20 protein-coding genes are annotated in these 21,886 nt (G+C 69.8%); 7 read left to right on the top strand and 13 right to left on the bottom strand.

The features are described 5' to 3' along the window. Positions 1-19: 19 nt before the first annotated feature. Genes PV646_RS22035 through PV646_RS22015 form a run of 5 tightly spaced genes read right to left on the bottom strand, consistent with a single transcriptional unit; the run spans position 20 to position 5,550 of the window. Complete coding sequence (locus tag PV646_RS22035; RefSeq protein ID WP_500344051.1) at positions 20-1,009, bottom strand: ABC transporter ATP-binding protein; 990 nt, start codon at positions 1,007-1,009, stop codon at positions 20-22. Then, complete coding sequence (locus PV646_RS22030; RefSeq protein ID WP_500344050.1) at positions 1,006-1,887, bottom strand: ABC transporter permease; 882 nt, start codon at positions 1,885-1,887, stop codon at positions 1,006-1,008. Before PV646_RS22030 ends, PV646_RS22035 begins: the two co-directional genes overlap by 4 nt. Beyond that, positions 1,887-2,867, bottom strand: coding sequence for an ABC transporter permease (locus PV646_RS22025; protein WP_500344049.1), 981 nt, complete (start codon positions 2,865-2,867; stop codon positions 1,887-1,889). The genes PV646_RS22030 and PV646_RS22025 overlap by 1 nt, the downstream gene beginning before the upstream one ends. Continuing rightward, positions 2,864-3,895: an ABC transporter ATP-binding protein gene (locus PV646_RS22020; protein ID WP_500344048.1), complete on the bottom strand. Its 1,032-nt coding sequence runs from the start codon at positions 3,893-3,895 to the stop codon at positions 2,864-2,866. Before PV646_RS22020 ends, PV646_RS22025 begins: the two co-directional genes overlap by 4 nt. After that, entirely contained in the window at positions 3,892-5,550 is a 1,659-nt protein-coding gene (locus PV646_RS22015; protein ID WP_500344047.1) for an ABC transporter substrate-binding protein, read from the bottom strand. The genes PV646_RS22020 and PV646_RS22015 overlap by 4 nt, the downstream gene beginning before the upstream one ends. A 197-nt stretch (positions 5,551-5,747) precedes the next feature. Here PV646_RS22015 and PV646_RS22010 point away from each other — a divergent pair, with 197 nt between their 5' ends. The 5 genes from PV646_RS22010 (at position 5,748) to PV646_RS21990 (ending at position 13,700) form a co-directional block, all read left to right on the top strand. Continuing rightward, complete coding sequence (locus PV646_RS22010) at positions 5,748-6,944, top strand: ROK family protein (protein ID WP_500344046.1); 1,197 nt, start codon at positions 5,748-5,750, stop codon at positions 6,942-6,944. A gap of 78 nt (positions 6,945-7,022) precedes the next feature. Continuing rightward, on the top strand, positions 7,023-9,611 hold the full coding sequence (locus PV646_RS22005) for a glycoside hydrolase family 3 C-terminal domain-containing protein (protein WP_500344045.1): 2,589 nt from the start codon (positions 7,023-7,025) through the stop codon (positions 9,609-9,611). 8 nt (positions 9,612-9,619) lie between these two features. Further along, positions 9,620-10,633, top strand: a complete 1,014-nt coding sequence (locus PV646_RS22000; protein WP_500345059.1) for a LacI family DNA-binding transcriptional regulator — start codon at positions 9,620-9,622, stop codon at positions 10,631-10,633. A 164-nt stretch (positions 10,634-10,797) separates the two neighbouring features. After that, positions 10,798-12,942 carry a pectate lyase-like domain-containing protein gene (locus tag PV646_RS21995; protein ID WP_500344044.1) on the top strand — a complete coding sequence of 715 codons (2,145 nt, stop codon included), beginning with the start codon at positions 10,798-10,800 and terminating at the stop codon, positions 12,940-12,942. Next, positions 12,939-13,700, top strand: coding sequence for a substrate-binding domain-containing protein (locus tag PV646_RS21990; RefSeq protein ID WP_500344043.1), 762 nt, complete (start codon positions 12,939-12,941; stop codon positions 13,698-13,700). The genes PV646_RS21995 and PV646_RS21990 overlap by 4 nt, the downstream gene beginning before the upstream one ends. A 25-nt stretch (positions 13,701-13,725) precedes the next feature. Here the strand turns inward: PV646_RS21990 and PV646_RS21985 are convergent, their stop codons facing one another. Beyond that, positions 13,726-14,583 carry a DUF1996 domain-containing protein gene (locus PV646_RS21985; RefSeq protein ID WP_500345058.1) on the bottom strand — a complete coding sequence of 286 codons (858 nt, stop codon included), beginning with the start codon at positions 14,581-14,583 and terminating at the stop codon, positions 13,726-13,728. A gap of 229 nt (positions 14,584-14,812) precedes the next feature. Here PV646_RS21985 and PV646_RS21980 point away from each other — a divergent pair, with 229 nt between their 5' ends. Next, positions 14,813-16,933 carry a discoidin domain-containing protein gene (locus PV646_RS21980; RefSeq protein WP_500344042.1) on the top strand — a complete coding sequence of 707 codons (2,121 nt, stop codon included), beginning with the start codon at positions 14,813-14,815 and terminating at the stop codon, positions 16,931-16,933. A 1-nt stretch (position 16,934) separates the two neighbouring features. On the opposite strand, the gene PV646_RS21975 is transcribed toward PV646_RS21980, so the two are convergent. The 4 genes from PV646_RS21975 to PV646_RS21960 are packed head-to-tail and all read right to left on the bottom strand — an operon-like array spanning position 16,935 to position 18,768. Further along, positions 16,935-17,246, bottom strand: a complete 312-nt coding sequence (locus PV646_RS21975) for a YbaY family lipoprotein (RefSeq protein ID WP_500344041.1) — start codon at positions 17,244-17,246, stop codon at positions 16,935-16,937. Between the two features lie 4 nt (positions 17,247-17,250). Beyond that, the gene (locus PV646_RS21970) at positions 17,251-17,508 is read right to left on the bottom strand and encodes a hypothetical protein (protein ID WP_090003930.1); all 258 of its coding nucleotides are present in this window, start codon (positions 17,506-17,508) and stop codon (positions 17,251-17,253) included. A gap of 13 nt (positions 17,509-17,521) precedes the next feature. Further along, on the bottom strand, positions 17,522-17,710 hold the full coding sequence (locus PV646_RS21965; RefSeq protein WP_500344040.1) for a hypothetical protein: 189 nt from the start codon (positions 17,708-17,710) through the stop codon (positions 17,522-17,524). A gap of 11 nt (positions 17,711-17,721) precedes the next feature. Beyond that, positions 17,722-18,768 carry a M12 family metallopeptidase gene (locus PV646_RS21960; protein WP_500344039.1) on the bottom strand — a complete coding sequence of 349 codons (1,047 nt, stop codon included), beginning with the start codon at positions 18,766-18,768 and terminating at the stop codon, positions 17,722-17,724. A 168-nt stretch (positions 18,769-18,936) separates the two neighbouring features. Between PV646_RS21960 and PV646_RS21955 the strand changes: the two genes are divergently transcribed. After that, positions 18,937-19,524, top strand: a complete 588-nt coding sequence (locus PV646_RS21955) for a GrpB family protein (protein ID WP_500344038.1) — start codon at positions 18,937-18,939, stop codon at positions 19,522-19,524. Here the strand turns inward: PV646_RS21955 and PV646_RS21950 are convergent. From PV646_RS21950 to PV646_RS21940, 3 genes are read right to left on the bottom strand one after another with little or no spacing between them, the layout of a single operon-like run. Further along, on the bottom strand, positions 19,499-20,575 hold the full coding sequence (locus PV646_RS21950) for a sensor histidine kinase (RefSeq protein ID WP_500344037.1): 1,077 nt from the start codon (positions 20,573-20,575) through the stop codon (positions 19,499-19,501). The two genes, PV646_RS21955 and PV646_RS21950, sit on opposite strands and share 26 nt — an antisense overlap. Next, the gene (locus PV646_RS21945) at positions 20,568-21,233 is read right to left on the bottom strand and encodes a response regulator transcription factor (protein ID WP_500344036.1); all 666 of its coding nucleotides are present in this window, start codon (positions 21,231-21,233) and stop codon (positions 20,568-20,570) included. The genes PV646_RS21950 and PV646_RS21945 overlap by 8 nt, the downstream gene beginning before the upstream one ends. A gap of 39 nt (positions 21,234-21,272) precedes the next feature. After that, complete coding sequence (locus tag PV646_RS21940; protein ID WP_500344035.1) at positions 21,273-21,839, bottom strand: VanZ family protein; 567 nt, start codon at positions 21,837-21,839, stop codon at positions 21,273-21,275. Positions 21,840-21,886 lie beyond the last annotated feature (47 nt).

Genomic DNA, 21,886 nt, shown 5'->3' with positions numbered 1-21,886 from the left:
TCCGGGGCGCCGCACGGGTTCATGACACGGACACCGGATGCAGCCAGCAGGCCACCGAACGGTTGTCCTTGCTCTGCCCCAGCACGGGTGCCTGGTCGTCGCAGACGTCCAGCGCTCGCGGGCATCGCGGGTGGAACGCGCACCCGCTCGGCATCATCCGCAGGTCGGGCGGCGAGCCGGGGATGCCCGAGAGCTCCCGCCGCGCCCCCTTCAACGCGGGGAACGACCGCAGCAGCCCGTCGCTGTAGGGGTGCAGGGGAGTGCGGTAGAGGTCCGCCGACACCGCCTCCTCGACGACCTGGCCCGCGTACATGATCGCGATCCGGTCCGAGAACTCGGCCAGCAACGACAGGTCGTGCGTGATGAACACGACCGAGAAGCCGAGTCGTTCGCGCAGGCCGACGAGCGTGCGCAGGATCTGCCTCTGCACCACCACGTCCAGCGCGGTGGTCGGCTCGTCCATGATCACGACACGGGGTTCCAGGGCGAGCGCCATCGCGATCATCACGCGCTGCCGCATGCCGCCGGAGAGCTGGTGCGGATAGCTGTGCAGGCGGTCGGTGGCGATGCCGACCAGGGAGAGCAGTTCACTGGCCCGGTCCTGCCGGGAACGCGGGGTCGAACCGGCGGAGTGCGCCTTGAGCACGTCCATCAGCTGGGCGGAGATCCGCTGCACCGGGTTGAGCGAGTTGATCGCGCCCTGGAAGACGATGGCGATCTCCGCCCACCGCAGCCGCCGCAGGTCCGCGTCGCGCATCCGCAGCAGGTCGACGGTCGAGCCGTCGTCCAGGTGGTAGAGCACCTCACCACCCGCGACGACGCCCGGCGGGGGCAACAGCCGGGTCATCCCGTAGGCCAGAGTGGACTTGCCGCTGCCCGATTCTCCTGCCAGACCGAGGACTTCGCCGCGGTGCAGGGTCAGGTCGACGTTGCGGACCGCGCGCACCGCGTCCGGGCCGAGGCCGTAGTCGACGTCCAGCCCGCGCACCTCGAGAATGCGTTCCTTCATGACGTCTCCTTGACGAGCACGGGGGTGAAGCCGACGCGCATCCGGACCCCGCGCATCGAGAAACGGGTGCGCAGACGTGGGTTGACGAACTCGTCGATGCCGAAGTTGACCAGGGACAACGACGTGCCGAGCAACGCGATCGCGAGTCCGGCGGGCACGAACCACCACCACGCGCCCTGGGCGAGCGCCTGCTGCGACTGGGCCCAGTACAGGACCGTGCCCCAGTTCCAGCCACCCGCGTCGGAGACACCGATGAACGCCAGCGTGATCTCGGAGATCACCGCGAACAGCACCGTGCCGACGAACCCGGACGCGATCACGGCGTACAGGTTCGGCAGGATCTCGAACAGGATGATCCGCCACGTCGACTCGCCGTTCGCCCGTGCCGCCTCCACGTAGTCCCGCCTGCGCAACGACAACGTCTGCGCCCGCAGCACCCGCGCGTTCCAGGCCCACGAGGTCAGCCCGATCACCAGCGCGATCGTGAGGTTGCTGGTCTCGGGCAGCGACGACGTGATGATGATGATCAACGGCAGCGCCGGGATCACCAGGAACACGTTCGACAGCGCCGAGAGCCCCTCCGACGCCGACCCGCTGAGGTACCCGGCGGTGATGCCGACGAGCACCGACAGCACGGTCGCCACGACACCGGCCACGGCGCCGACGAACACCACGCTGCGGGTGCCGGCGAGGACCTGGCTGAAGATGTCCTGACCGAGGTGAGTCGTCCCGAACCAGTGCGTCGACGACGGGGGTTGCAGCAGCGCGTTGCTGCGCATCGACGGGTCGAACGGCGCGATCCAGGGACCGATCACGGCCAGCAGGACGAACACGCCCAGCATGATCACACCGGTGAGCGCCTTGGTGTTGGCGCGCATCAGGCCTCCCTGCGGGTGCGAGGATCGAGCGCGAGGTAGGCGACGTCCGCGAGGAGGTTCGCCAGCAGCACGGACAGCGTGATGATGAGGAAGATGCCCTGCAACAGCGGGTAGTCCTTGGCACCGACCGCCTGGAACAGCTGCAGGCCGAGACCGGGGTAGGAGAACACGATCTCCACCAGCAGGGTGCCACCGACGATGAACCCGAGCGCCAGCGCGAAGCCGGACACGTTGGGCAGCAACGCGTTGCGGGCGGCGTAGGCGAGCATCACCCGGCGTTCGGACAGGCCCTTGGCGTGCGCGACGGTCACGTAGTCGTCCGACGACACCGTCACCATCATGTTGCGCATGCTCAGGATCCAGCCGCTGACCGACGACAGCAGGATCGTCAACCCAGGCAGCAGGCCGTGCTGCACCGTGCTGCCGATGAACTGCCAGTCCCAGTTCGGCACCAGCCCGATCTCGTAGGCACCGGACGCCGGGAAGAAGCTGCCAGGGCCGGTGAGCAGCGCGATCGCCACCAGGCCGAGCCAGAAGTACGGGATCGACGAGACGAACGTGGTGACCGGGATCAGCGAGTCGGCCCACGTGCCGCGCCGCCAGCCCACCACGGCACCCGCGGCGGTGCCGAGCAGGAACCCGATCACCGTCGTGATGCCGACCAGTCCGACGGTCCACGGGAGTCCGTCGCCGATCACGTCCGACACCGGGCTGGGGAAGAACGTGAACGACATCCCGAGGTCACCGCGGAAGAGCTGGCCCAGGTAGGAGAAGTACTGACTCGCGAGGCTCTCGTTCTTGTCCAGTCCGAACAGGACGTACAGCGACCGGACGGCCTCGCTCGTCATCTGCCCGCGCTGCTTGGTGATCAGCGCCTGCACCGGGTCGCCGGGGATCATCCGCGGCACGAAGAAGTTGATCGTGACGGCGGCCCAGGCGGTGAGCAGGTAGAAGGCCAGCCGTTTGAGGAGGTAGTTCACGCGGCCTCCTCCCGGTACAGCCAGCACGCGGCGAAGTGCCCGTCGCCCAGGTCGAAACGCGGCGGGACGTCCGTGCGGCAGACGTCCATCACGAACGGGCATCGCGGGTGGAACCGACAGCCCGGCGGTGGCTCGATGAGGGACGGCGGTTCGCCGGAGCCGCCGTCCTTCTCTTCCACGGCCAGGCGGTCGGGATCGGGTGCCGACTCGATCAGCAGTTGCGTGTACGGGTGCGCCGGCCTCTGCGTGACCGTCTCGCTGTCACCGCCCTCGACGACCTGACCCGCGTACATCACCACCGTCTCGTCGGCGAAGTACCGCGCGGACGCGATGTCGTGCGTGATGTAGAGGATTGACAGGTGCAGCCGTTCCTTCAGATCGCGCAACAGGTTGAGCACACCGAGCCGGATCGAGACGTCCAACATGGACACCGGCTCGTCCGCCAGCAGCACCTCGGGACTCGCGGCGAGTGTCCGCGCGATGGCCACGCGCTGCCGTTGCCCGCCGGACAGCTCGTGCGGGTACCTGTCGAGGTACCGGTCCGCCGGGGTCAGGTGGACGCGGGTCAGCAGGTCCGCGAGCGACTTCTCCAGGTCGTCGCCGCGGTTGCCGTGGATGGTGAGCGCCCGCGTGAGGTGGTAGCGGATGGTGTGCACGGGGTTCAGCGAGGCGAACGGGTCCTGGAAGATCATCTGGACCCGCCGGCAGTACGCCTTGAACTTGCGCCCGTGCGCCCATCCTCGCTGCACGGCGACGTTCCGGCCGTGCAGCCTGATCTCGCCGGACGTCAGCGGGTAGAGCTGCGCGAGCAGCCGCGCGACCGTCGACTTGCCCGACCCGGACTCGCCGACGAGCGCCGTGACACGGCCCCGGCGCAGCTGGAGCGACACCCCCTCGACCGCGCGCACCGCCTTCTTCGTGCGGGAAAGCGGTGCGCTGATCGGGAAGTGCTTGGTGAGGCCGTCGGTCTCCAGAACGATCTCTGTCGAGACCGTTCCGGAGACCGCCGGCGCTACCTCGGCCGTCACGAGGCAGGCCTCAGCTTCAGCACGATGTCGAGGGCGTTCTCCAGCGTGGGCTGCACCGGGGCGTACTGGTCCTGCTCGCTCGGCCAGCCGGCCCAGTTCTTGGTGCTGTACTGGCCGCCGCCGTTGGCCGCCGAGGTGATGATGACGGGCATGTCCTGCACGAAGATCTTCTGCAGCTCGTGCAGGGCGGCGTTGCGGACGGCCTCGTCGGGCGCGTTCGCGAAGTCGTCCAAAGCCTTGGTGGCGGCGGAGTTCTCGTAACGGCCGTAGTTGCCGTTCACGCCGGGCGTGCCGATCGGCTTGTACAACGCACCGTCCATGATGGACTGGTAGATGTCGTACAGCGTCAGGCCGTTGTTGGTCCAGTGCATCGCGGCACCGAAGTCACCGGTGTCCAGCGCCTTGGTCCACGCGTCGGCGTTCTGCAGGTTCACCGTCGCGTTGATGCCGATCTTCGCGAAGTTGTCCTTGATGATCTCCAGGTCGGTGACGTAGTCCGACCAGCCCGAGGGCACGGTCAGCGTGATCGTGACGGGCGCGCCGTCCTTGCCCTTCAGGGTGCTGCCGTCGAAGGTGTAGCCGGCCTCGGTCAGCGCCTTCTTCGCGCCCTCGACGTCGACGGTGACCTTCTTGTCCTTGAACTGCGGAGCGATGAACGACTCACCGGCGGGCGTCGGGATGCCGGTGATGTTGTCGACCTTCGGGTAGAAGTAGCCCGCCTCGCCCTGCATGAAGATGTCGTCGCGGTTCACCACCATGTTCGCGGCGCGGCGCAGCGCGGGGTCGTCCCACGGCTTCGCCTTGGTGTTGAACCACAGTCCGTGCACGCCGAGCACCGGCGGGAACCACAGCTTGTGGTTCTGCGGGTCCTTGCTGGTGTACGCGGCCTGGTAGTTCGGGATGAACGTGAAGCTCCACTCCGCCGCGCCGGTCGCGAGAGCGTTGGTCTGCGCGTTGTTGTCGCTGTAGGAGGTGTAACGCAGCTCCTTGACCTTCGGGAGCTCCTGCCAGTACTTGTCCCTGATCGACAGCGTCACCGTCTGCGGCGTGAACGACTTCAGCGTGTACGGGCCGCTGCCGACCGGTTCCTTCAGCGTCTCGGTCGACGGGTTGGAGAACGTCGACCACTGGTGCTTGGGCACCACGAACTGCTCGAGGATCTTCTTCTGGTTGACGAACTGCGACTTCGGGAAGCCGACGGTGACCTCACTGCCGGAGAAGGAGATGTCCTGGTACGGAACACCTTCGATGTTCAGCCCGGGGTTCTTCTTGAGCAGTTCGAAGGTGTAGGCCACGTCCTCGGCCGTCAACGGCTTGCCGTCGGACCACGTGACACCGTCGCGAATCGTGAGCGACAGCTTGTGGAAGTTCTCCGACCAGGTGAACTTCGTTGCCAGCCAGGGCTTCGGCTGGTCGGTCACCTTGACCTCGTTGACCATCGCGAGCGGTTCGAACAGCAACCGCCGGTAGCCGAGCGACGAGGACGCCGACGAGTTGAGGAACGGGTTGTTGTTCTCCGTTTGCGGTCCGTTCGGCATACCCACGTTCAGCACGCCGGCGGAGTTGCCGGTGCTGCCGGGGTTCGTGGCCGAACAGGCGCCGGTGAACGCCAGGGCGGTCGCGGTGACGGCAGCGCAAACACGCCTGATTCTCATGGAAACTCCTTGTTCTCCAACGAAAGCGAGAAGAATCAAGTGAGCGCTGGGAGAAGGTGACCGCGCGTGCCATCGCGGGTGGGGCCGGTGAAGGCCCCTGGTCGCCGTAGAGTAGACGCCTGACCTCACGGGCAAGTCAATAACGAAGAGGTCACGACCCGAGGCTTATTTTTAGGCTCGAACTAACCTCGGCGCCCATGGTGCGCACACGGGCGACCGTCCGGGACCTCCGCCGGCAGAACCGGTCGGTGCTGCTGACGGCGCTGTTCCTCGACGGGCCGCTGAGCCGTCAGCAGCTGAGTTCCGCGACCGGGCTGAGCGCCGCGACGGCCAGCACGATCACCGGCGAACTGCTCGACGAGGGCCTGCTGGTCGAGGCCGGCTCGGTCGAGTCGGACGGCGGCAGACCGCGCGTGCTGCTGCGGGTCAACCCCGCGTTCGGGCACGTCATAGGCGTCGACGTCGGGGAGACGGGGATCAAGGTCGAGCTGTTCGACCTCGCCATGACCGGACTGTCCACTGTGGATCACCCGTTGGCCGTCGTGGAGCCCGACGCGGTCAGCTCGTTGATCGCGTCGGGGATCGGCGAGGTGCTGTCCGCGGCGGGTGTCGTGGCGTCCTCGGTGCTCGGCGTCGGGGTCGGTGTGCCCGGCACGGTCGAGCAGGGGACGTCGGCCGTCGTGCACGCGCAGACCATCGGCTGGGACGCCGTTCCGCTCGAGAAGATGCTCCGCGCGGCCGGGGTCGAACCGCCGCTGTACGTGGAGAACGGCGCGAAGACCCAGGGGCAGGCCGAGATGTGGTTCGGCGCCGGCCGCGGCACCCGTCACGCGGTGATCGCGCTGGTCGGATCGGGTGTCGGGGTGGCGGTGGTGACCGGCGGGGTCGTGCACCGCGGGGCGACCAGCAACGCGGGGGAGTGGGGCCACACCACGATCGCGTACGGCGGACGGCGCTGCCGGTGCGGTGCGCGTGGCTGTCTGGAGGCTTACGCCGGGGCGGAGGCCATGCTCGGCCGTTATCGCGAGGCGTTGCGCCGTGAGGTTTCTTGGTTCGACGAGCAGTCCGGGCTGGAGGACCTGCTCTCGTCCCGATCCGCCGTCGCGCGCCGGGTGGTGGACGAGTCCGTGGGCTTTCTGGGGGCCGGGATCGCCAACCTGGTGAACCTGTTCAACCCGGAACTCATCGTCCTGGGAGGCTGGGCGGGACTCGCGCTCGGCGCACGGAAACTGGACGAGATCGTCGCCGCGACGGCAGACCACGCGCTGCGCCACCCGTTCGGTCAGGTGCGTCTGGAGCTGGGGCGAACGGGTCCGGACGCGGTGGCGGTCGGCGCCGCCACGCTCCCGGTCGCGGTCCTGCTGGAGTCGGGCGGCGCGCACCACCTCGGCTGAGAAGCGACCTTCCGCCGCATTGACACCGGACCTCCGCACCCCCGACTCTTTGGAGAGCGCTCTCCAAGGAGGTTCCCGGTGCACGACGACCACGAGCTGGCCCGCCTGGTCGGCAAGCTCGACCTGCCCGCCAAGGTACGACTGCTGGCGGGGGGATCGGTCTGGCGCAGCTGCGCGGAGCCGTCGATCGGCCTGCGCGCGATGACGTTCTCCGACGGCCCGGCGGGCGTGCGCGGCCCGGGCTGGGACGAACGCCGCACGTCACTGGCCCTGCCGTCGCCGACGGCCCTGGGCGCGACGTGGGACGAGGACCTCGTGCGACGACTCGGCGTCCTGCTCGCGGCGGAGTCCCGGCGCAAGGGCGTGGACGTGCTGCTGGCCCCAGTCCTGAACCTGCACCGCACCCCGTACGGAGGCCGGCACTTCGAGTGCTTCTCCGAGGACCCGCTGCTCACCGCCCGCCTCGGCGCCGCCTACGTGCGGGGCGTGCAGTCCGGCGGAGTCGCGGCCGCGCCGAAGCACTTCGTCGCCAACGAGACCGAGACCGACCGGCTCACCCACGACGTCCGGGTCGACGAGCGCACCCTCCGCGAGCTGTACCTCGCGCCGTTCGAGGCGGTGGTGCGGGCGGGCGCGTGGGCGGTGATGTCGGCCTACAACGGCGTGAACGGGCACCCGATGTCGGAGAACCCGCTGCTCACCACACCTTTGAAGGACGAGTGGGGTTTCGACGGGGTGGTGGTGTCGGACTGGGGTGCGGTGCGGACGACCGCGGCGTCGGCGGTGTCGGGGCAGGACCTGTCGATGCCGGGACCCTGGGGGCCGTGGGGGGAGCGGCTGGTGGCGGCGGTCGAGGCGGGGGAGGTGGAGGAGAGCCGGATCGACGACAAGGTGCTGCGGCTGTTGCGGCTCGCGGCACGGGTGGGGGCGTTGGAGCCGGTGGAGGCGGATGGTGGCGACGATTGGCTGGCCGCGCGGCGGGGAGATCTGGGAGCTGCGGAGACGGAGACGCTGGGCGGGGAGGTGCCACCGGCTGGACGGCCGGGGGCGGCGGTGGACGGGGAGGTGCCGCTGGCTGCGCCGGTGGGAGTGCTGGGTGGGGAGGTGCCGCTGGCCGCGCCGATAGGAGTGCGGGGTGGGGAGGTGCCGCCCGCCGCGCGGGAGCAGCCGGTGGTGAACAGTGCGGCGGTGCCTGCCGCCGTCCGCGAGTCCGCCGCCGACATCGCCCTCCTCCGCGAAGCCGTGGCCGCGAGCACGGTCCTGTTGCGCAACAACGGGATCCTCCCTCTCCCGCCCGGCAGGAGCATCGCGCTGATCGGCCCCGGCGCCGTCGCACCCCGCGTCCAGGGCGGCGGCAGTTCCGGCCTCTACCCGGCCGCCGAGAACTCCCTGTTCACCGCCCTGTCCGAACTCACCGCCGTCGTCCACGAGCCCGGCGTCCGCATCGACGACCGCCCGACCCCCGTGGACGCACCGGTCCTGGTGCGCGTGCTCGGAGCAGCGGACGAAGTGCTGTTCCGCGAGCACCGCCTGACCGGCCGCATCCTGGAGACCCAGGAGGTGCCAGGCGCCGCGGTGCTGGAGATCAGCGCCGAACTGCAGGTCGCCAGATCCGGTCCGTGGCGGCTCGCGGTCGCGGGTTACGGGAGGCTGACGCTGGACGTCGGCGGGGACCGGGTGCTCGACGTCGTGCAGGAGATCGACACCGACGACCCCGCCGTCAAGCACCTCCGCCCGCCCCACCACGAGGTGGAGGTGGAGCTCACCGAGGGGACGCGGGTCGAACTGGTCGCGCGGCGCGCGCTCGGTGAGGACAGCGGCATGGCCTCGATGCTGGCCGCCGATCCGCCACGGCCCTGTGCGCGCGAGGAGTTCGCTGCCGCCGTCGACGCGGCGCGCCGGAGCGACGTCGCCGTCGTGGTCGTCAGCACCACCGACGCGATCGAGAGCGAAGGGCGGGACCGGAGTTCCCTGACGTTGCCGGGGGAGCAGGACGCCCTGGTCGCGGCTGTGTCCGAGGCGAATCCGAACACCGTCGTCGTCGTGAACTCCGGCGGTCCGGTGCTGATGCCGTGGCGGCACGACGCGGCCGCGGTGCTCCTCACCTGGTTTCCCGGGCAGGAAGGCGGGAACGGGGTCGCGGACGTGCTCTTCGGTGAGCGCGAACCCGGCGGGCGGTTGCCGACGACGTGGCCCGCGCGGGAGGCCGACGTGCCGGTCGCGGACTTCCTGCCCGTCGACGGTGTGCTGCCGTACGCGGAAGGCCTCGACATCGGCTATCGCGCTTGGGCGACTCACGAGCCTGCCTACTGGTTCGGGCACGGGCTCGGCTACACCTCGTGGGACTACGAGGAAGCGCGGGTCGAACGCGACGTGGTGCGGGTGACCGTGCGGAACGTGGGGGAGCGGCGCGGGCGTGAGGTCGTGCAGGTCTACCTGGCCCGCGAGGCCAGCGCGGTGCCGAGGCCCCGGAAGTGGCTCGCGGGCTTCGCGGTCGTCGAAGCCGGACCGGGTGAGGCCGTGGAGGCGCTCGTGCGGGTGCCGGAACGGGCCATCGGGCACTGGGAGGGGACATGGCAGGTGGAGCCCGGTGCGTTCACCGTCCTGATCGGACCGGACGCCGGTGGTACGCGGATCACGGCGGAGAACGCCCTTCGGCCGTGGTGAAGCGGATCATGCTCAAGGGCACGCCGACGCTCGAGGACGTCGCGAGGGTCGCCGGGGTGTCCCGGGCGACGGTCTCGCGCGTCGTGAACGGCACGCGCAACGTCGATCCACAACTGCAGGAGACGGTCCGCGACGCGATCGAGCGGACCGGGTACACGCCCAACCACGCCGCCCGGTCGCTCGTCACCCGCCGCACCGGGACGGTGGCGCTGGTCATCTCCGGGGCCGGCGGCGGGTCCGACGTGTTCGTGGACCCGTTCTTCGGCCGCGTCACCGCCGGCGTCGTCGACTTCCTGCGCACCCGCGGGGTCCACCCGGTGCTGATGCTCGCCGACACCGATCGGACCAGGGCCGACGTCGTGGAGTTCCTGCGGCAGGGCAGCGCCGACGGGGCGTTGCTGGTGACGACGCACGCGGCCGAGTCGCTGCCCGACCGGTTGCTGGAGGCGGACGTGCCCGTGGCGCTCTACGCGCGGCCCGGCCGGCCGTTGCCGGTCAGCTACGTCGACCTCGACCACCAGGCGGGCGGCAGGCTCGCGGCCGCCCGGTTCGCCGAGATCGGTCGTACGCGCGTCGCCGCGATCTCCGGGCCGTTGGACGTGCTCGCCAGCCAGGACCGGCTCACCGGGTTCCGCGCCGCGTTGGCGCGCAACGGTTTCCCGTACGTGCCGACGGTCGAGGGCGGCTTCACCGCCATGAGTGGCGCGGTCGCGATGCACCGGTTGCTCGCCGAGTACCCGGAGGTGGACGGGGTGTTCGCGGCGAACGATCTGATGGCCCAGGGCGCGGTGGACGTGCTGCTGGCTGCGGGAAAGCGCGTTCCCGAGGACGTCGCGGTGGTCGGTTTCGACGACAGCGCGCCCGCCGCGGCCTGCCGCCCGTCGCTGACCACCGTGCGCCAGCCGGTCGAGCAGATGGCCGCGAAGATGGCGGAAGTGCTGCTCACGGCCCTGGACGACCCCGAGGAGCGGCCGAGGTCGGTCATTTTCGAACCGGAACTCGTCCTCCGGGCGTCCGCGTGATTGACCTCCGCGACATCACGCGTTAATCTGCGGGAGAGCGCTCTCCCGACGCCCGGTGCCACGGGCGTCACCGTTCGGGCTCACTCGCCCCAAACGTGTCAGGCAGGCTCATGAGCTCTCCCCTGTCCCGGGCGGCCGCACTCGCTGCCGCAGCCCTGTGTCTCGTGACCACCGCAAGCATCACCACCGCTCCAGCCGGGGCCGCCGCGTGCGGCACCACCAACGTCGCACTCGGCAAGGCCGCGACGGCGTCGTCCGCCGAGGGCGGTGGCACTCCCGCCTCCGCCGCGGTGGACGGTTACGCGGGGACCAGGTGGTCCTCGCAGTTCTCCGACCCGCAGTGGCTGCAGGTCGACCTCGGTTCCACCCAGCAGGTCTGCCGCGTGGCCCTGAGCTGGGAAGCGGCGTACGGCAAGGCTTTCCAGGTCCAGGTGTCCGACACCGCGGCCACGAACTCCTGGCGTGACATCCACTCGACCACCACGGGCACGGGTGGCAACCAGTCGCTCGACGTCGCGGGCTCGGGTCGCTACCTGCGCGTGCTCGGTACCCAGCGCGGCACCGGCTACGGCTACTCGTTGTGGGAGCTGGGGGTCTACACGGGCACCCCGGACACGCCGGGTGTGACACCGACCGACCCGCGCAACCCCGACTTCGGCCCGAACGTGTACGTCTATGGCCCAGGTTCGTCGCAGACGGAGATGCAGTCGAGGCTCGACACGATCTCCGCGCAGATGAAGACCAACCAGTTCGGCCCGCAGCGCCACGCCGTGCTCTTCAAGCCCGGCACCTACAACGCCGATGTGAACCTGCGGTTCTACACGCAGGTCGCGGGCCTGGGCCTGATGCCGGACGACGTGAACATCAACGGGCACATCCGCGTCGAGGCCGACTGGCTGCAGCAGGGCGACGACCCGAACAACCTCGGCAACGCGACCCAGAACTTCTGGCGCGGCGCGGAGAACCTGTCCGTGACGCTGCCGGCGAACCAGGTCGAGCGTTGGGCGGTTTCGCAGGCCACCGCGTACCGGCGGATGCACCTGCGTGGTCAGGCCCATCTGTGGAACGGTTACGACGGCTGGGCCAGTGGTGGTCTGATCGTGGACAGCAAGATCGACGGTGTGACCGTCTCCGGTTCGCAGCAGCAGTTCCTCACCCGCAACAGCAACCTGGCGGGCGGCTGGTCCGGGTCGGTGTGGAACATGGTGTTCGCCGGGACGCAGGGCGCGCCGCCGAACCAGTTCCCGAACCCGTCGCACACCACCGTCGACACCTCCCCGGTGACGCGGGAGAAGCCGTACCTGTACTTCGACAACTCCGGTGAGTACCGCGTGTTCGTCCCCGCGCTGCGGCAGAACTCGCGCGGGACGAGCTGGGAGAACGGCAATCCCGGCACGTCGGTGTCGCTCGCGGACTTCTTCATCGTCAAGCCCGGCACCCCGGTCGCCACCATCAACGCGGCGTTGCAGCAGGGCAAGCACCTCCTGCTCACGCCCGGCATCCACCAGGTGGACGACACGATCCGCGTCACCCGCCCGAACACCGTCGTGCTCGGTCTGGGGCTCGCGACGCTGACGCCCACCACGGGCAAGGCGGCGCTGACGACGTCCGATGTGGACGGTGTGAAGCTCGCCGGGTTCCTGGTCGACGCGGGTGTGCAGAACTCCCCGGTGCTGCTGGAGATCGGCGACTCCACGACGACCGACCACGCCGCCAACCCCACCTCGATGCACGACGTGTACCTGCGCGTCGGCGGGTCGCAGGCGGGCAAGGCGACGACGAGCCTCCGGGTGAACAGCCGCAACACCATCATCGACCACACCTGGGTCTGGCGCGCCGACCACGGTGAGGGCGTCAGCTGGACCGCGAACCCCGGCCAGAACGGCGTGGTCGTCAACGGCGACGACGTCATCGCGTACGGTTTGTTCGTGGAGCACTACCAGCAGCACAACCTGGTGTGGAACGGCAACGGAGGCCGCGTCTACCTCTACCAGAACGAGCTGCCCTACGACCCGCCGAACCAGGCCGCGTGGATGAACGGCTCGAAGCGAGGCTGGGCCGGGTACAAGGTCGCCGACAACGTGACCACGCACGAGGCGTTCGGCGTCGGTGTCTACGCCTTCAACCAGGCGGATCCGAGCATCGTGACGGACAACGGGTTCGAGGCGCCCAACCGGGCCGGCGTCCGGTTCACCCACCTGGTCACCGTGTCGCTCGGCGGCGTGGGCACGATCGCCAACGTCATCAACGGTGTCGGTGGTGTCGCGAACACCGCGAACCAGGTCCGTTACCTGGTGAACTATCCGTGAGCCTGATCGGCGTGCTCTCCCGGGAGAAGCTTCCCGGTGAGAGCACGCCCGCTCTGGCGGGCATAGGTCACGCGGCGCACAGGGCGGGCAGCGGCCTGCTCCTGTGCGCCGACCTGGACTTCGTCGACACGCGGCACGTGGCCCTGAGCGGCTGCGTGCTGCTCGACCGCACCGCCGACGAGCACGACCTGAGATGCCTGGCGGACAACGCGATCCCGTTCGTGTCGATCGGCAGACGGGACAGCACCGCCGGAGATGTTCCTTATGTGGACGTCGACTACGCCGCGGGCGTGCGCGATCTCGTCGCGCGCACCGCGGCTCTCGGCCATCGGCAGATCGTCTACATCGGACTGCCGAGCGGCATCGCCTCGGCCGAGCGCCTGCGCGGTTTCCGCGAGGCCGCGCAGGCCTGGCGCGTCAGGGGACTGCACGCGCCGGCGGTCTGGCTCGACCAGCTTGTGCGCATCGGCGTGACGGCGGTGATCGCCGAACACCCCGACGACGCGTCCGCACTCGTCCGTGCGGCGCGGCGCCGGGGTCTTTCCGTTCCGGGGGACCTCTCGGTGCTGGCGCTCGACGTGCCGGAGACCGACCTGCTGGGGCTCACCGGGATGCGCGTGCCGAGGTGGGAGACGGGCCGCCGGGCCGTGCACCTGCTGGCCCGCCTGCCCCAGAAGCAGTCGCACGAGTTGCTGACGTGCGAGTTCCTGGCGGGCACGACGTTGTCGGCGCCACAAAGGAAACACCCCGGAGCGTGAGCCCCGGGGTGCTGGAATCCGAACTTCACCGCGGCAACCGGTAGTCCGGTCCGAGGGCGGCACCCCGATGGGGCTTGTACTGGTCGTACCCGCGCGGGTCGCACTGCAGGCCGCCGTTGACGCAGTGGCGGACCAGCGCGGCCTGGGTCGGAGCGTCCCAGGCGTTCATGAAGTCGTAGTGCCAGGTGTAACCCCGGCCGCTCGACAACCGCACCCGTGACATGTCCCCGGAGACCGGGAACGCCATCTTGAACTCGATCATCGGCACCGGCACCGGGTGCGACGACGGGCAGACCAGCGTCGCGCGGTCCGGGTAGGCCATGTGGGACTTGTGGTCCGCCGAGTCGAGATCACGGCCGTTCCAGCAGCTCGGCGCCTGGAAGCGGACGTTGAGCTGGCTGCCGGGGGCGCACCAGGCCGGGATGTCCCAGTTCTTGGCGCTGTCCCCGCACTCGAACCCCTCGACGGCGCCGGGGTGGTCGCGGAACTGCTCGAGCGTCGAGGTCGGACTGCCGACCACGAACCGCATGCCCGGCGGGAACGGCTGGACGTCCTGGTACTTCAGGATTCCCGACTTGTAGTAGACGACCTGGTTGCCGGTGGGACGCACCACCTGGTCGCCGTTGAGCACCGAGGGGAACCAGTACGCCGACTTGTCGTCCGGCGTGACGCAGTTCGTGCTGCCCTGCCGGAGCGAGTCGTTGGTGCTGCTCGCGTTGATGGAGTTGTTGCCGAGGAACGTGTGCAGGTGCGACGCGCCCGGCAGTCCGGGGAAGACGATCGGATCGTCCGGGCGGTCCGTGGCGAACGCGCAGTTCGCCTGGAACTCGTGGTGGCTGACGTAGTCGTCGGCCTGGGCCGACTGGCTCGCGACCGCGAACACGGCCGCGACGAGGCCGGCCGTGACGGCCAGCGCGCTGAGTTTTCGGGACAACTGTGTCCTCCTGCCGATGGGGAAACCGGCTTGGGAGAGCGCTCTCCCAGCTAGCGTCCCGCGCGGGTCCCGGAGTGTCAAGGGCGGGCGTTGACATCGGCGAATTCGGTTCGTAACATTCGCCGCCAGGGTTGTGAGAGCGCTCTCCCGCATCTCACCCCAACCCGCAGGAGACGCAATGTTCCGCCTCCGCTCCGTCGGCACGGTGCTCGCCGTGCTCGTGGGACTCGCGGTCGCACCGGCCGCGGTCAGTGCCGCGCCGTCGCTGCTGTCCCAAGGCAAACCCGTCACCGCGTCGTCCACCGAGGGCGCGGGCACCCCCGCGTCGGCGGCGGTCGACGGTGACCCGGGCACGCGCTGGTCCAGCGCGTGGAGCGACCCGCAGTGGCTACGGGTCGACCTGGGCGCGTCGTCGGCCGTGACCAGGGTCGAGCTCGACTGGGAAGCCGCCCACGCCACGAACTTCGAGATCCAGGTCTCCGCCAACGGCGACTCCTGGTCGTCGATCAGGTCCGTCACCGGGGGCACCGGTGGCAGGCAGGGCTTCGACGTCACCGGCACCGGCCGGTACGTCCGCGTCCACTCCACCCAGCGCGCCAACGGCTACGGCATCTCGCTGTGGGAGTTCCGCGTCTACGGCGAGCAGGGCGGCTCGAACCCGCAGCCCGGCACCGGCGTGCGCGTGACCGGCTCGCAGGGCAACTGGCAGCTCACCGTCGACGGTCAGCCGTGGACGGTGAAGGGTCTGACGTGGGGTCCGCCGGCCGCGGACGCCGCGAGGTACATGCCCGAGCTGAAGTCCATGGGTGTCAACACGTTGCGCACGTGGGGCACCGACGCCTCGACCCGTCCGCTGCTGGACGCGGCCGCCGCGAACGGTCTGCGCGTGATGAACGGCTTCTGGTTGCAGCCCGGTGGCGGTCCCGGTTCCGGCGGCTGCGTGAACTACGTGACCGACGCGCAGTACAAGGCGGACATGCTCGGCCAGATCCGCCAGTGGGTCACCGCCTACAAGGACCACCCCGGTGTTCTCATGTGGAACGTCGGCAACGAGTCCATCCTGGGCCTGCAGAACTGCTATTCCGGCGCCGAGCTGGAGACCCAGCGCGTCGAGTACGCGAAGTACGTCAACGAGGCCGCTCGGGCGATCCACGCGATCGACACGAACCACCCGGTGACGAACACGGACGCGTGGACCGGTGCGTGGGTGTACCTCAAGGCACACGCTCCCGACCTCGACCTGTACTCGGTGAACTCCTACGGCAACGTCTGCAAGGTGCGCCAGGACTGGATCTCCGGTGGCTACACGAAGCCGTACATCCTCACCGAGGCCGGTCCGGCGGGGGAGTGGGAGGTGCCCAACGACGCCAACGGCGTGCCGTCCGAGCCGACGGACGTGCAGAAGCGTGACGGGTACACCCAGGCGTGGAACTGCATCACCGGCCACACCGGAGTCTCCTTCGGTGGCACGTTGTTCCACTACGGCACGGAGTACGACTTCGGCGCGGTGTGGTTCAACCTGACGCCCGCGGGCAAGAAGCGGCTGTCGTTCTACGCGGTGCAACGGGCCTTCGGCGGTGCGACGCCGGCGAACACCCCGCCGGTGATCTCCGCGATGAACCTGCCGCAGACCATCGCCGCCGGGGCTCCGCTGACCATCGACGTGGCCGCGTCCGATCCGAACGGTGACGCGATCGCGTGGTCGGCGGCGTTCAACAGCAAGTACATCGACAACAGCGGCGGCCTGGCCGGAACCCCGGTGCAGGTCAACGGGAACCGGCTCACCGTAACGGCACCCGATCGCCTGGGCGTGTGGAAGGTCTACGTCCTGGCCGAGGACGGCCGCGGCAACATCGGCATCGAGACGAGGTCGGTGCGGGTCGTCGCACCGCAACCGGCCGGGACGAACGTCGCGCAGGGCAAGCCCACCACGGCCTCGTCCTACCAGCAGGTCGGTGACGGTGCCCCCTACCCGCCGTCCAACGCCGTGGACGGCAACGGGAGTTCGCGCTGGGCCACCGACTGGGCCGACCCGCAGTGGCTCCGGGTCGACCTCGGCGCGGTCACCACGTTCCAGCACGTGCAGCTGGTGTGGGAGGGCGCCTACGGGCGGGCGTACGAGATCCAGGTGTCCGACGACGGCGACAACTGGCGTTCGGTCTACGGCACGACGACCGGCAACGGCGGCGTGGACTCGATCGACGTGACGGCGACGGGCCGTTACGTCCGGCTGCACGCCACCCAGCGCGGAACCGGCTGGGGCTACTCGCTCTACGAGCTCGGCGTCTACCGGCGGTGAGCTACACCGGCTCGACCCGGACGACCACCCCGTCCGACGGTTCGACGGCGCTGGTGGTCACCAGATCGCCGTGACGAACCTGTCCGTCGCCGCTCACGTCGACGTGAGCGGCGACGGACAGCATCGACCCATCAGCCAGGCCGAAGTCGAACGGCACGCGCTGCTCGGCCGTGTAGTCACGGGAGAACTCGCCGACGTGCTCGGCCAACGTGACCGCGGGCGCGTCGGCGAGCGTGACGTCGAGCAGCCGCACCCGCAGCACCGCCCGGCCGAATGCGGGCGTGCCGGCCGGGATCACCACGACGCCGCGCACCGGATCAGTTGAGGACGGCGAAGCGGGCCTCGATGTCGACGGGACCGCCGGTGAGGTTGCGGATCTCGATGAAGTACTTGATCAACCCGGCGGCCTGCCGGTCGACCTGCACCTTCCACTCGATCTGCGCGCCGCCGTCGACCATCGGCCACGTCGGCACCACCATCCACACGACCCGCCAGCCCTCCGGCCAGCTGTGGGTGAACCAGCGCCGCGACGTCCCGCCGGGCACCTGTCCTCGGAACTGCACACCAAGTCGCATCGGGATTCCCCCTTCACTCTCGGGATTCGGGCGCGGGGCCGGCGTCCTCGGCGGCGTGCGAGGCCTCCTCGGCGACGGCGTCCTCGCTGTCGTCGGCGGCATCCGGTGCGGCACCACCGTCGTCCGCGGCTGCGAGCGGTTCGGCGAGGACCAGGTCGTCGAGTGACGCGGGGGCGGCCCCGCCGTCGAGGTCGGCGCTCATGGCAGCTCCTCTCACAGGGCGCTCGGCGACCAGCCGAGCACGTCGTAGCGGGCCTCGACGTCGACGGGTCCGCCGGTGAGGTTCGTGATGGCGAGGAAGTACTTGAGCAGCCCGCCGGACTGCCGGGTGACCTGGGTGGTCCACTCGATCTGCGCGCCTCCGTCGACCGCGGGCGCCGTCGGCACGACCGTCCACAGCACGTACCAGTGCGCGGGCCAGCTGTGCGTGAACCAGCGCTTCGTCGTGCCGGCCGGGACGGAGCCGGTGAACTGCACGCCCCGGAACACCGCCGCCGGTTCGAGGCCGCTGTACATCGCCCGCACCGCCGCGCAGTCGCCGGGACTGAGTCCCTCGCGCTGGCCGATCTCGACGTTCTGGATCGGGGTGATCGTGTCGCGGCTCGTGTCGACCGCGAACGCCCACCGCGGGTAGTGCATGATCGAGTGGTAGTCGTACGGGCCGACGTCGTCCCCGTCGGTGATGTGCTGGTTGAAGTTGTGGGCGCTCTGCTGCTGGATGTTCGTGAAGTCGATCCTCACGAAGTTGTTGCGGTCCTCGCGGCTCTGCTCGTGCCACAGACCGACGCTGTGCCCGATTTCGTGAATGGTCGCTCCGGTCGCGCAGGCGGCCGCCAACGTGATGTTCTGGCGGTTTCCCCTCATGCCCACCGGAGAACTGCAGCCGCCGCCGGGCTGGAAACGAATGAAATTCGTGTCCGTCGCGGTTCTCGGCACCAGGCGAATGCGCGTGTTGCGTTGCCAGTGTGCGATCGCGTTGTGCACGCGGGCCTGGTCCGGCAGGTTCGGGTCGATCTCGAACGGCACTCGCCCGTTCGGCCAGCGGAACTGCTGACCAGGGATGATCACGCCGTCCGGGTGGACGTCGCCCTCCTGCACGAGGGTGAGGACGATGTCGCCCTCGACCATCGGCTCACCGTCGACCTCGGTGTACAGAACGGCTTTCGCGCCCTGGCCCAGCGTGTCGATCACGCCGGTTCTGAGTTCGGGTCCGACGCGGAACTGGCCGCTGCCGGTCACCGTGCCACGCGGCTCGGTCATCGTGCCCTCCCGTCACAACAGAAGACGAACAATCGTGATCCTCGAATGGGCGCAACGCATAGGGTCGAACGCCTCCGTCGCATTCAGCGAATTGATGGAGAGCGCAAAGTGGCGGTGTAACGGGAAAGCGTTCTCCGGCGACCTCCCCGATCGGGCTAAGGTCGAGGCATGTCTTCCGCTGTCATCGTCGAATACGACACCGCCTGGCCGCTGCGCGCCCGGGACCTCCTCGCCGGGGTGCGCTCGGCGCTCGCGCCACTGCCCGGCTCGGACGGGTTCGGCTACGAGCACATCGGGTCGACCGCGGTGCCCGGTCTCGGCGCGAAGCCGATCGTGGACCTCCAGGTGTGCATCCCGGACCTGCCGTCGCTCGACCGGCTGGCGGACCTCCTGGCGCCGACGCCGTTCGTGCCGGCGCACGGTTCGCGCCCGGACTCGCCAGGTGTGCACAGGGACAACAGGAGGCCGGGGGACCAGGCCGAGGACTTCGCCTACGAGAAGCGGTTGTTCCATTCACCGGAGGTGGGCGCGATCCTCCACGTCCGGCGCGCCGACTCGCCGTTCGCACGGTTCGTCGTGGACTTCCGCGACTGGCTGCGGAGCAACCCCGAGCAGGCCCGGCGCTACGAGGACGTCAAGCGCGGGCTCGCCGCCGCCCACGCGGGTGAGCCGGACTACGACGACTACACGCGCGCCAAGACCGCGTTCTTCGACGAGATCCAGCCCCGGCTCAGGAGCTGGGCAGCCGGATCGTGACGCGCAGGCCGCCCTCCGGGCGCGCGGCGACGTCGAGGGCGCCGTCGTGGGCGCGGACGATGCTGTGCACGATGGCGAGGCCCAGGCCGACACCTGCGTGATCGTCGCCGCGGACGCGCCCTGCCCCGCGGCGGAACGGCTCGGTGAGCGTCGGCACCACGTCCACCGGGATCACCGGGCCCGTGTTCTCGACCCGCAGCACGCACGCCTGGTGCTGCGGTTCGGTGTGGACGGTGACGGCGCCGCCGGTCGGGAGGTTGTACACGATGGCGTTCTGGACGAGGTTCGTCACCACTCGCAGCAGCAGCTCCGCCGACCCGGCCGTGGTCGAGGTCTCGCCGGTGACACCGAGCGCGACCTCGCGCTGTTCCGCCAGGGGAAGAAGGGTTTCCGCGGCTTCCTCGGCGATCAGGGACAGGTCGACGGGCTCGCGGCCGAACCCGCCCCGGTCGCCGCGGCTGAGCAGCAGCAGGGCCTCGGTGAGGTCGATGGCGCGGCGGCTCGCGGTGTGCAGGCGGTCGATGAGTTCGCCGTTGATCCGGGTGGGGTCCTGGCGCGCGACGTCGAGCAGCGACTGCGAGATCGCCAGCGGGGTGCGCAGTTCGTGGGAAGCGTTGGCGGCGAAGCGTTGTTGCTCGGCCACGTGGGACTCGAGCTGGTGGAGCATGTCGTCGAAGACGTCGGAGAGTTCGCGGAACTCGTCCGTCTTGCCCGGCAGCCGGATCCGGTGTGACAGCGAGCCCTGCGCGGCGAGTCGCGCGGCGTCGGTGATCTTGGTGAGCGGGGAGAGCATCCGGCCGGCCAGCAGCCATCCGCCGAGCAGGCCGAACGCCACCAGGAACACCATGGCGATGGCGGCCGCGCGGCCGAAGATGCGGCTGAGGAGGTAGTGGTTCGGGTTGGTGAAGAGGAGGCCCTGGTCGTTGTCGGGGACGAACCGCAGCAGGTACAGCCACACCACGGCGATCAGGACGACGCCGGCCACCATGACGATGCCCGCGTAGCTGAGGGTGAGCTTCAGCCGCGCGCTGAGGCCCGCCTGTCTAGGCATCGGCGTCGATGCGGTAGCCGACGCCTGGCACGGTCGCGATCAGCCACGGTTCGCCGAGTCGCTTGCGCAGCGCGGAGACCGTGATGCGGACGGCGTTGGTGAACGGGTCGGCGTTCTCGTCCCAGGCCCGCTCCAGCAGTTCCTCGGCGCTGACGACCCCGCCCTGCGCGCCGACCAGCACCTCCAGCACCGCGAACTGCTTGCGGGTGAGCGCGACGTACTGCCCGTCGCGGAAGACCTCGCGCCGGAACGGGTCCAGCCGCAACCCGCCGATCTCGCTGACCGGCGGCCGCGCGTACGCGCGCCGGCGGGCGAGAGCCCGCAGCCGCAGCACCAGTTCCCGCAGTTCGAACGGCTTCGTGAGGTAGTCGTCGGCGCCGAGCCCGAACCCGGACGCCTTGTCGTCGATCCGGTCGGCCGCGGTGAGCATGAGGATCGGCATGCCGCTGCCGGACGCGACGATCCGCCGCGCCACCTCGTCCCCGGACGGCCCCGGGATGTCGCGGTCGAGCACCGCCAGGTCGTAGGAGTTGATGCTGAGCATCTCGAGCGCCGTGGCACCGTCCCCGGCGATGTCCGCGGCGATCGCCTCCAGCCGCAGCCCGTCCCGGACGGCTTCGGCCAGGTGTGGCTCGTCCTCGACGATCAGCACGCGCATGTCTTCCAGCCTAGGCAGCGCGGCATATCGTCCGCATATCTACACCGCGACCAGGTGCCGTTCCTCGACCTGCGCGGCCTTCGGGCGCCACCACCACCAGGACAGGAGCGAGGCCAGTGCCGCGCCGACGGCGTTGAGCAGCACGTCGTCCACAGAGGACACCCGGTCCAGTCGCAGCACGAACTGCAGGATCTCCAGCACCGCCGAGCAGGCCGCCGCGAACGCCAGCACCCGCCACACCGACCGCAGCGCCGCGAACCGCAGCGGGGCGAAGAGCCCGAGTGCGGCGAACACCAGCATGTTGCCGATGATCTGGCCCGAGTCGCGGTGCTCGACGAGGTCGATCAGGTCCGCGAACGGCACCAGGCTCAGCTCGCCCGCGGTGCCCGGCTCGGCGCCCGGCAGCATGATGATCCAGACCCACGGCAGCGTGCCGTAGAACAGTCCGACGTCCGCGAGGGCCGTCCGCCACGGGCGCGGGTACCGGGTGAACTTGCGGTAGAGGGCCAGGAGCAGCATCGCGAGCACGGCCACCGGTATCCCGAGCACCGCGCCGACCACGACCCCGGTCTCCGTACCGACCCACTCCTGCCAGGTGTTGAGCACGGCTCAGTGAAGCGGAACGTCGGTTGCGAGAACGTACGCGTTTTTCG

The sequence above is a fragment of the Streptomyces sp. ID05-26A genome (assembly GCF_033794685.1).
Classification (GTDB): Bacteria; Actinomycetota; Actinomycetes; order Mycobacteriales; family Pseudonocardiaceae; genus Lentzea.
The sequence above is the reverse complement of the archived record's forward strand: the minus strand, read 5'-3'. Positions and strand labels throughout refer to the sequence as shown.

Excerpts from the sequence above, each read along its gene's own strand:
- PV646_RS22035 (WP_500344051.1), bottom strand. The coding sequence starts at position 1,009 with ATGAAGGAACGCATTCTCGAGGTGCGCGGGCTGGACGTCGACTACGGC.
- PV646_RS22030 (WP_500344050.1), bottom strand. The coding sequence starts at position 1,887 with ATGCGCGCCAACACCAAGGCGCTCACCGGTGTGATCATGCTGGGCGTG.
- PV646_RS22015 (WP_500344047.1), bottom strand. The coding sequence starts at position 5,550 with ATGAGAATCAGGCGTGTTTGCGCTGCCGTCACCGCGACCGCCCTGGCG.
- PV646_RS22010 (WP_500344046.1), top strand. The coding sequence starts at position 5,748 with ATGGTGCGCACACGGGCGACCGTCCGGGACCTCCGCCGGCAGAACCGG.
- PV646_RS22000 (WP_500345059.1), top strand. The coding sequence starts at position 9,620 with ATGCTCAAGGGCACGCCGACGCTCGAGGACGTCGCGAGGGTCGCCGGG.
- PV646_RS21980 (WP_500344042.1), top strand. The coding sequence starts at position 14,813 with ATGTTCCGCCTCCGCTCCGTCGGCACGGTGCTCGCCGTGCTCGTGGGA.
- PV646_RS21970 (WP_090003930.1), bottom strand. The coding sequence starts at position 17,508 with ATGCGACTTGGTGTGCAGTTCCGAGGACAGGTGCCCGGCGGGACGTCG.
- PV646_RS21965 (WP_500344040.1), bottom strand. The coding sequence starts at position 17,710 with ATGAGCGCCGACCTCGACGGCGGGGCCGCCCCCGCGTCACTCGACGAC.
- PV646_RS21960 (WP_500344039.1), bottom strand. The coding sequence starts at position 18,768 with ATGACCGAGCCGCGTGGCACGGTGACCGGCAGCGGCCAGTTCCGCGTC.
- PV646_RS21955 (WP_500344038.1), top strand. The coding sequence starts at position 18,937 with ATGTCTTCCGCTGTCATCGTCGAATACGACACCGCCTGGCCGCTGCGC.
- PV646_RS21950 (WP_500344037.1), bottom strand. The coding sequence starts at position 20,575 with ATGCCTAGACAGGCGGGCCTCAGCGCGCGGCTGAAGCTCACCCTCAGC.
- PV646_RS21945 (WP_500344036.1), bottom strand. The coding sequence starts at position 21,233 with ATGCGCGTGCTGATCGTCGAGGACGAGCCACACCTGGCCGAAGCCGTC.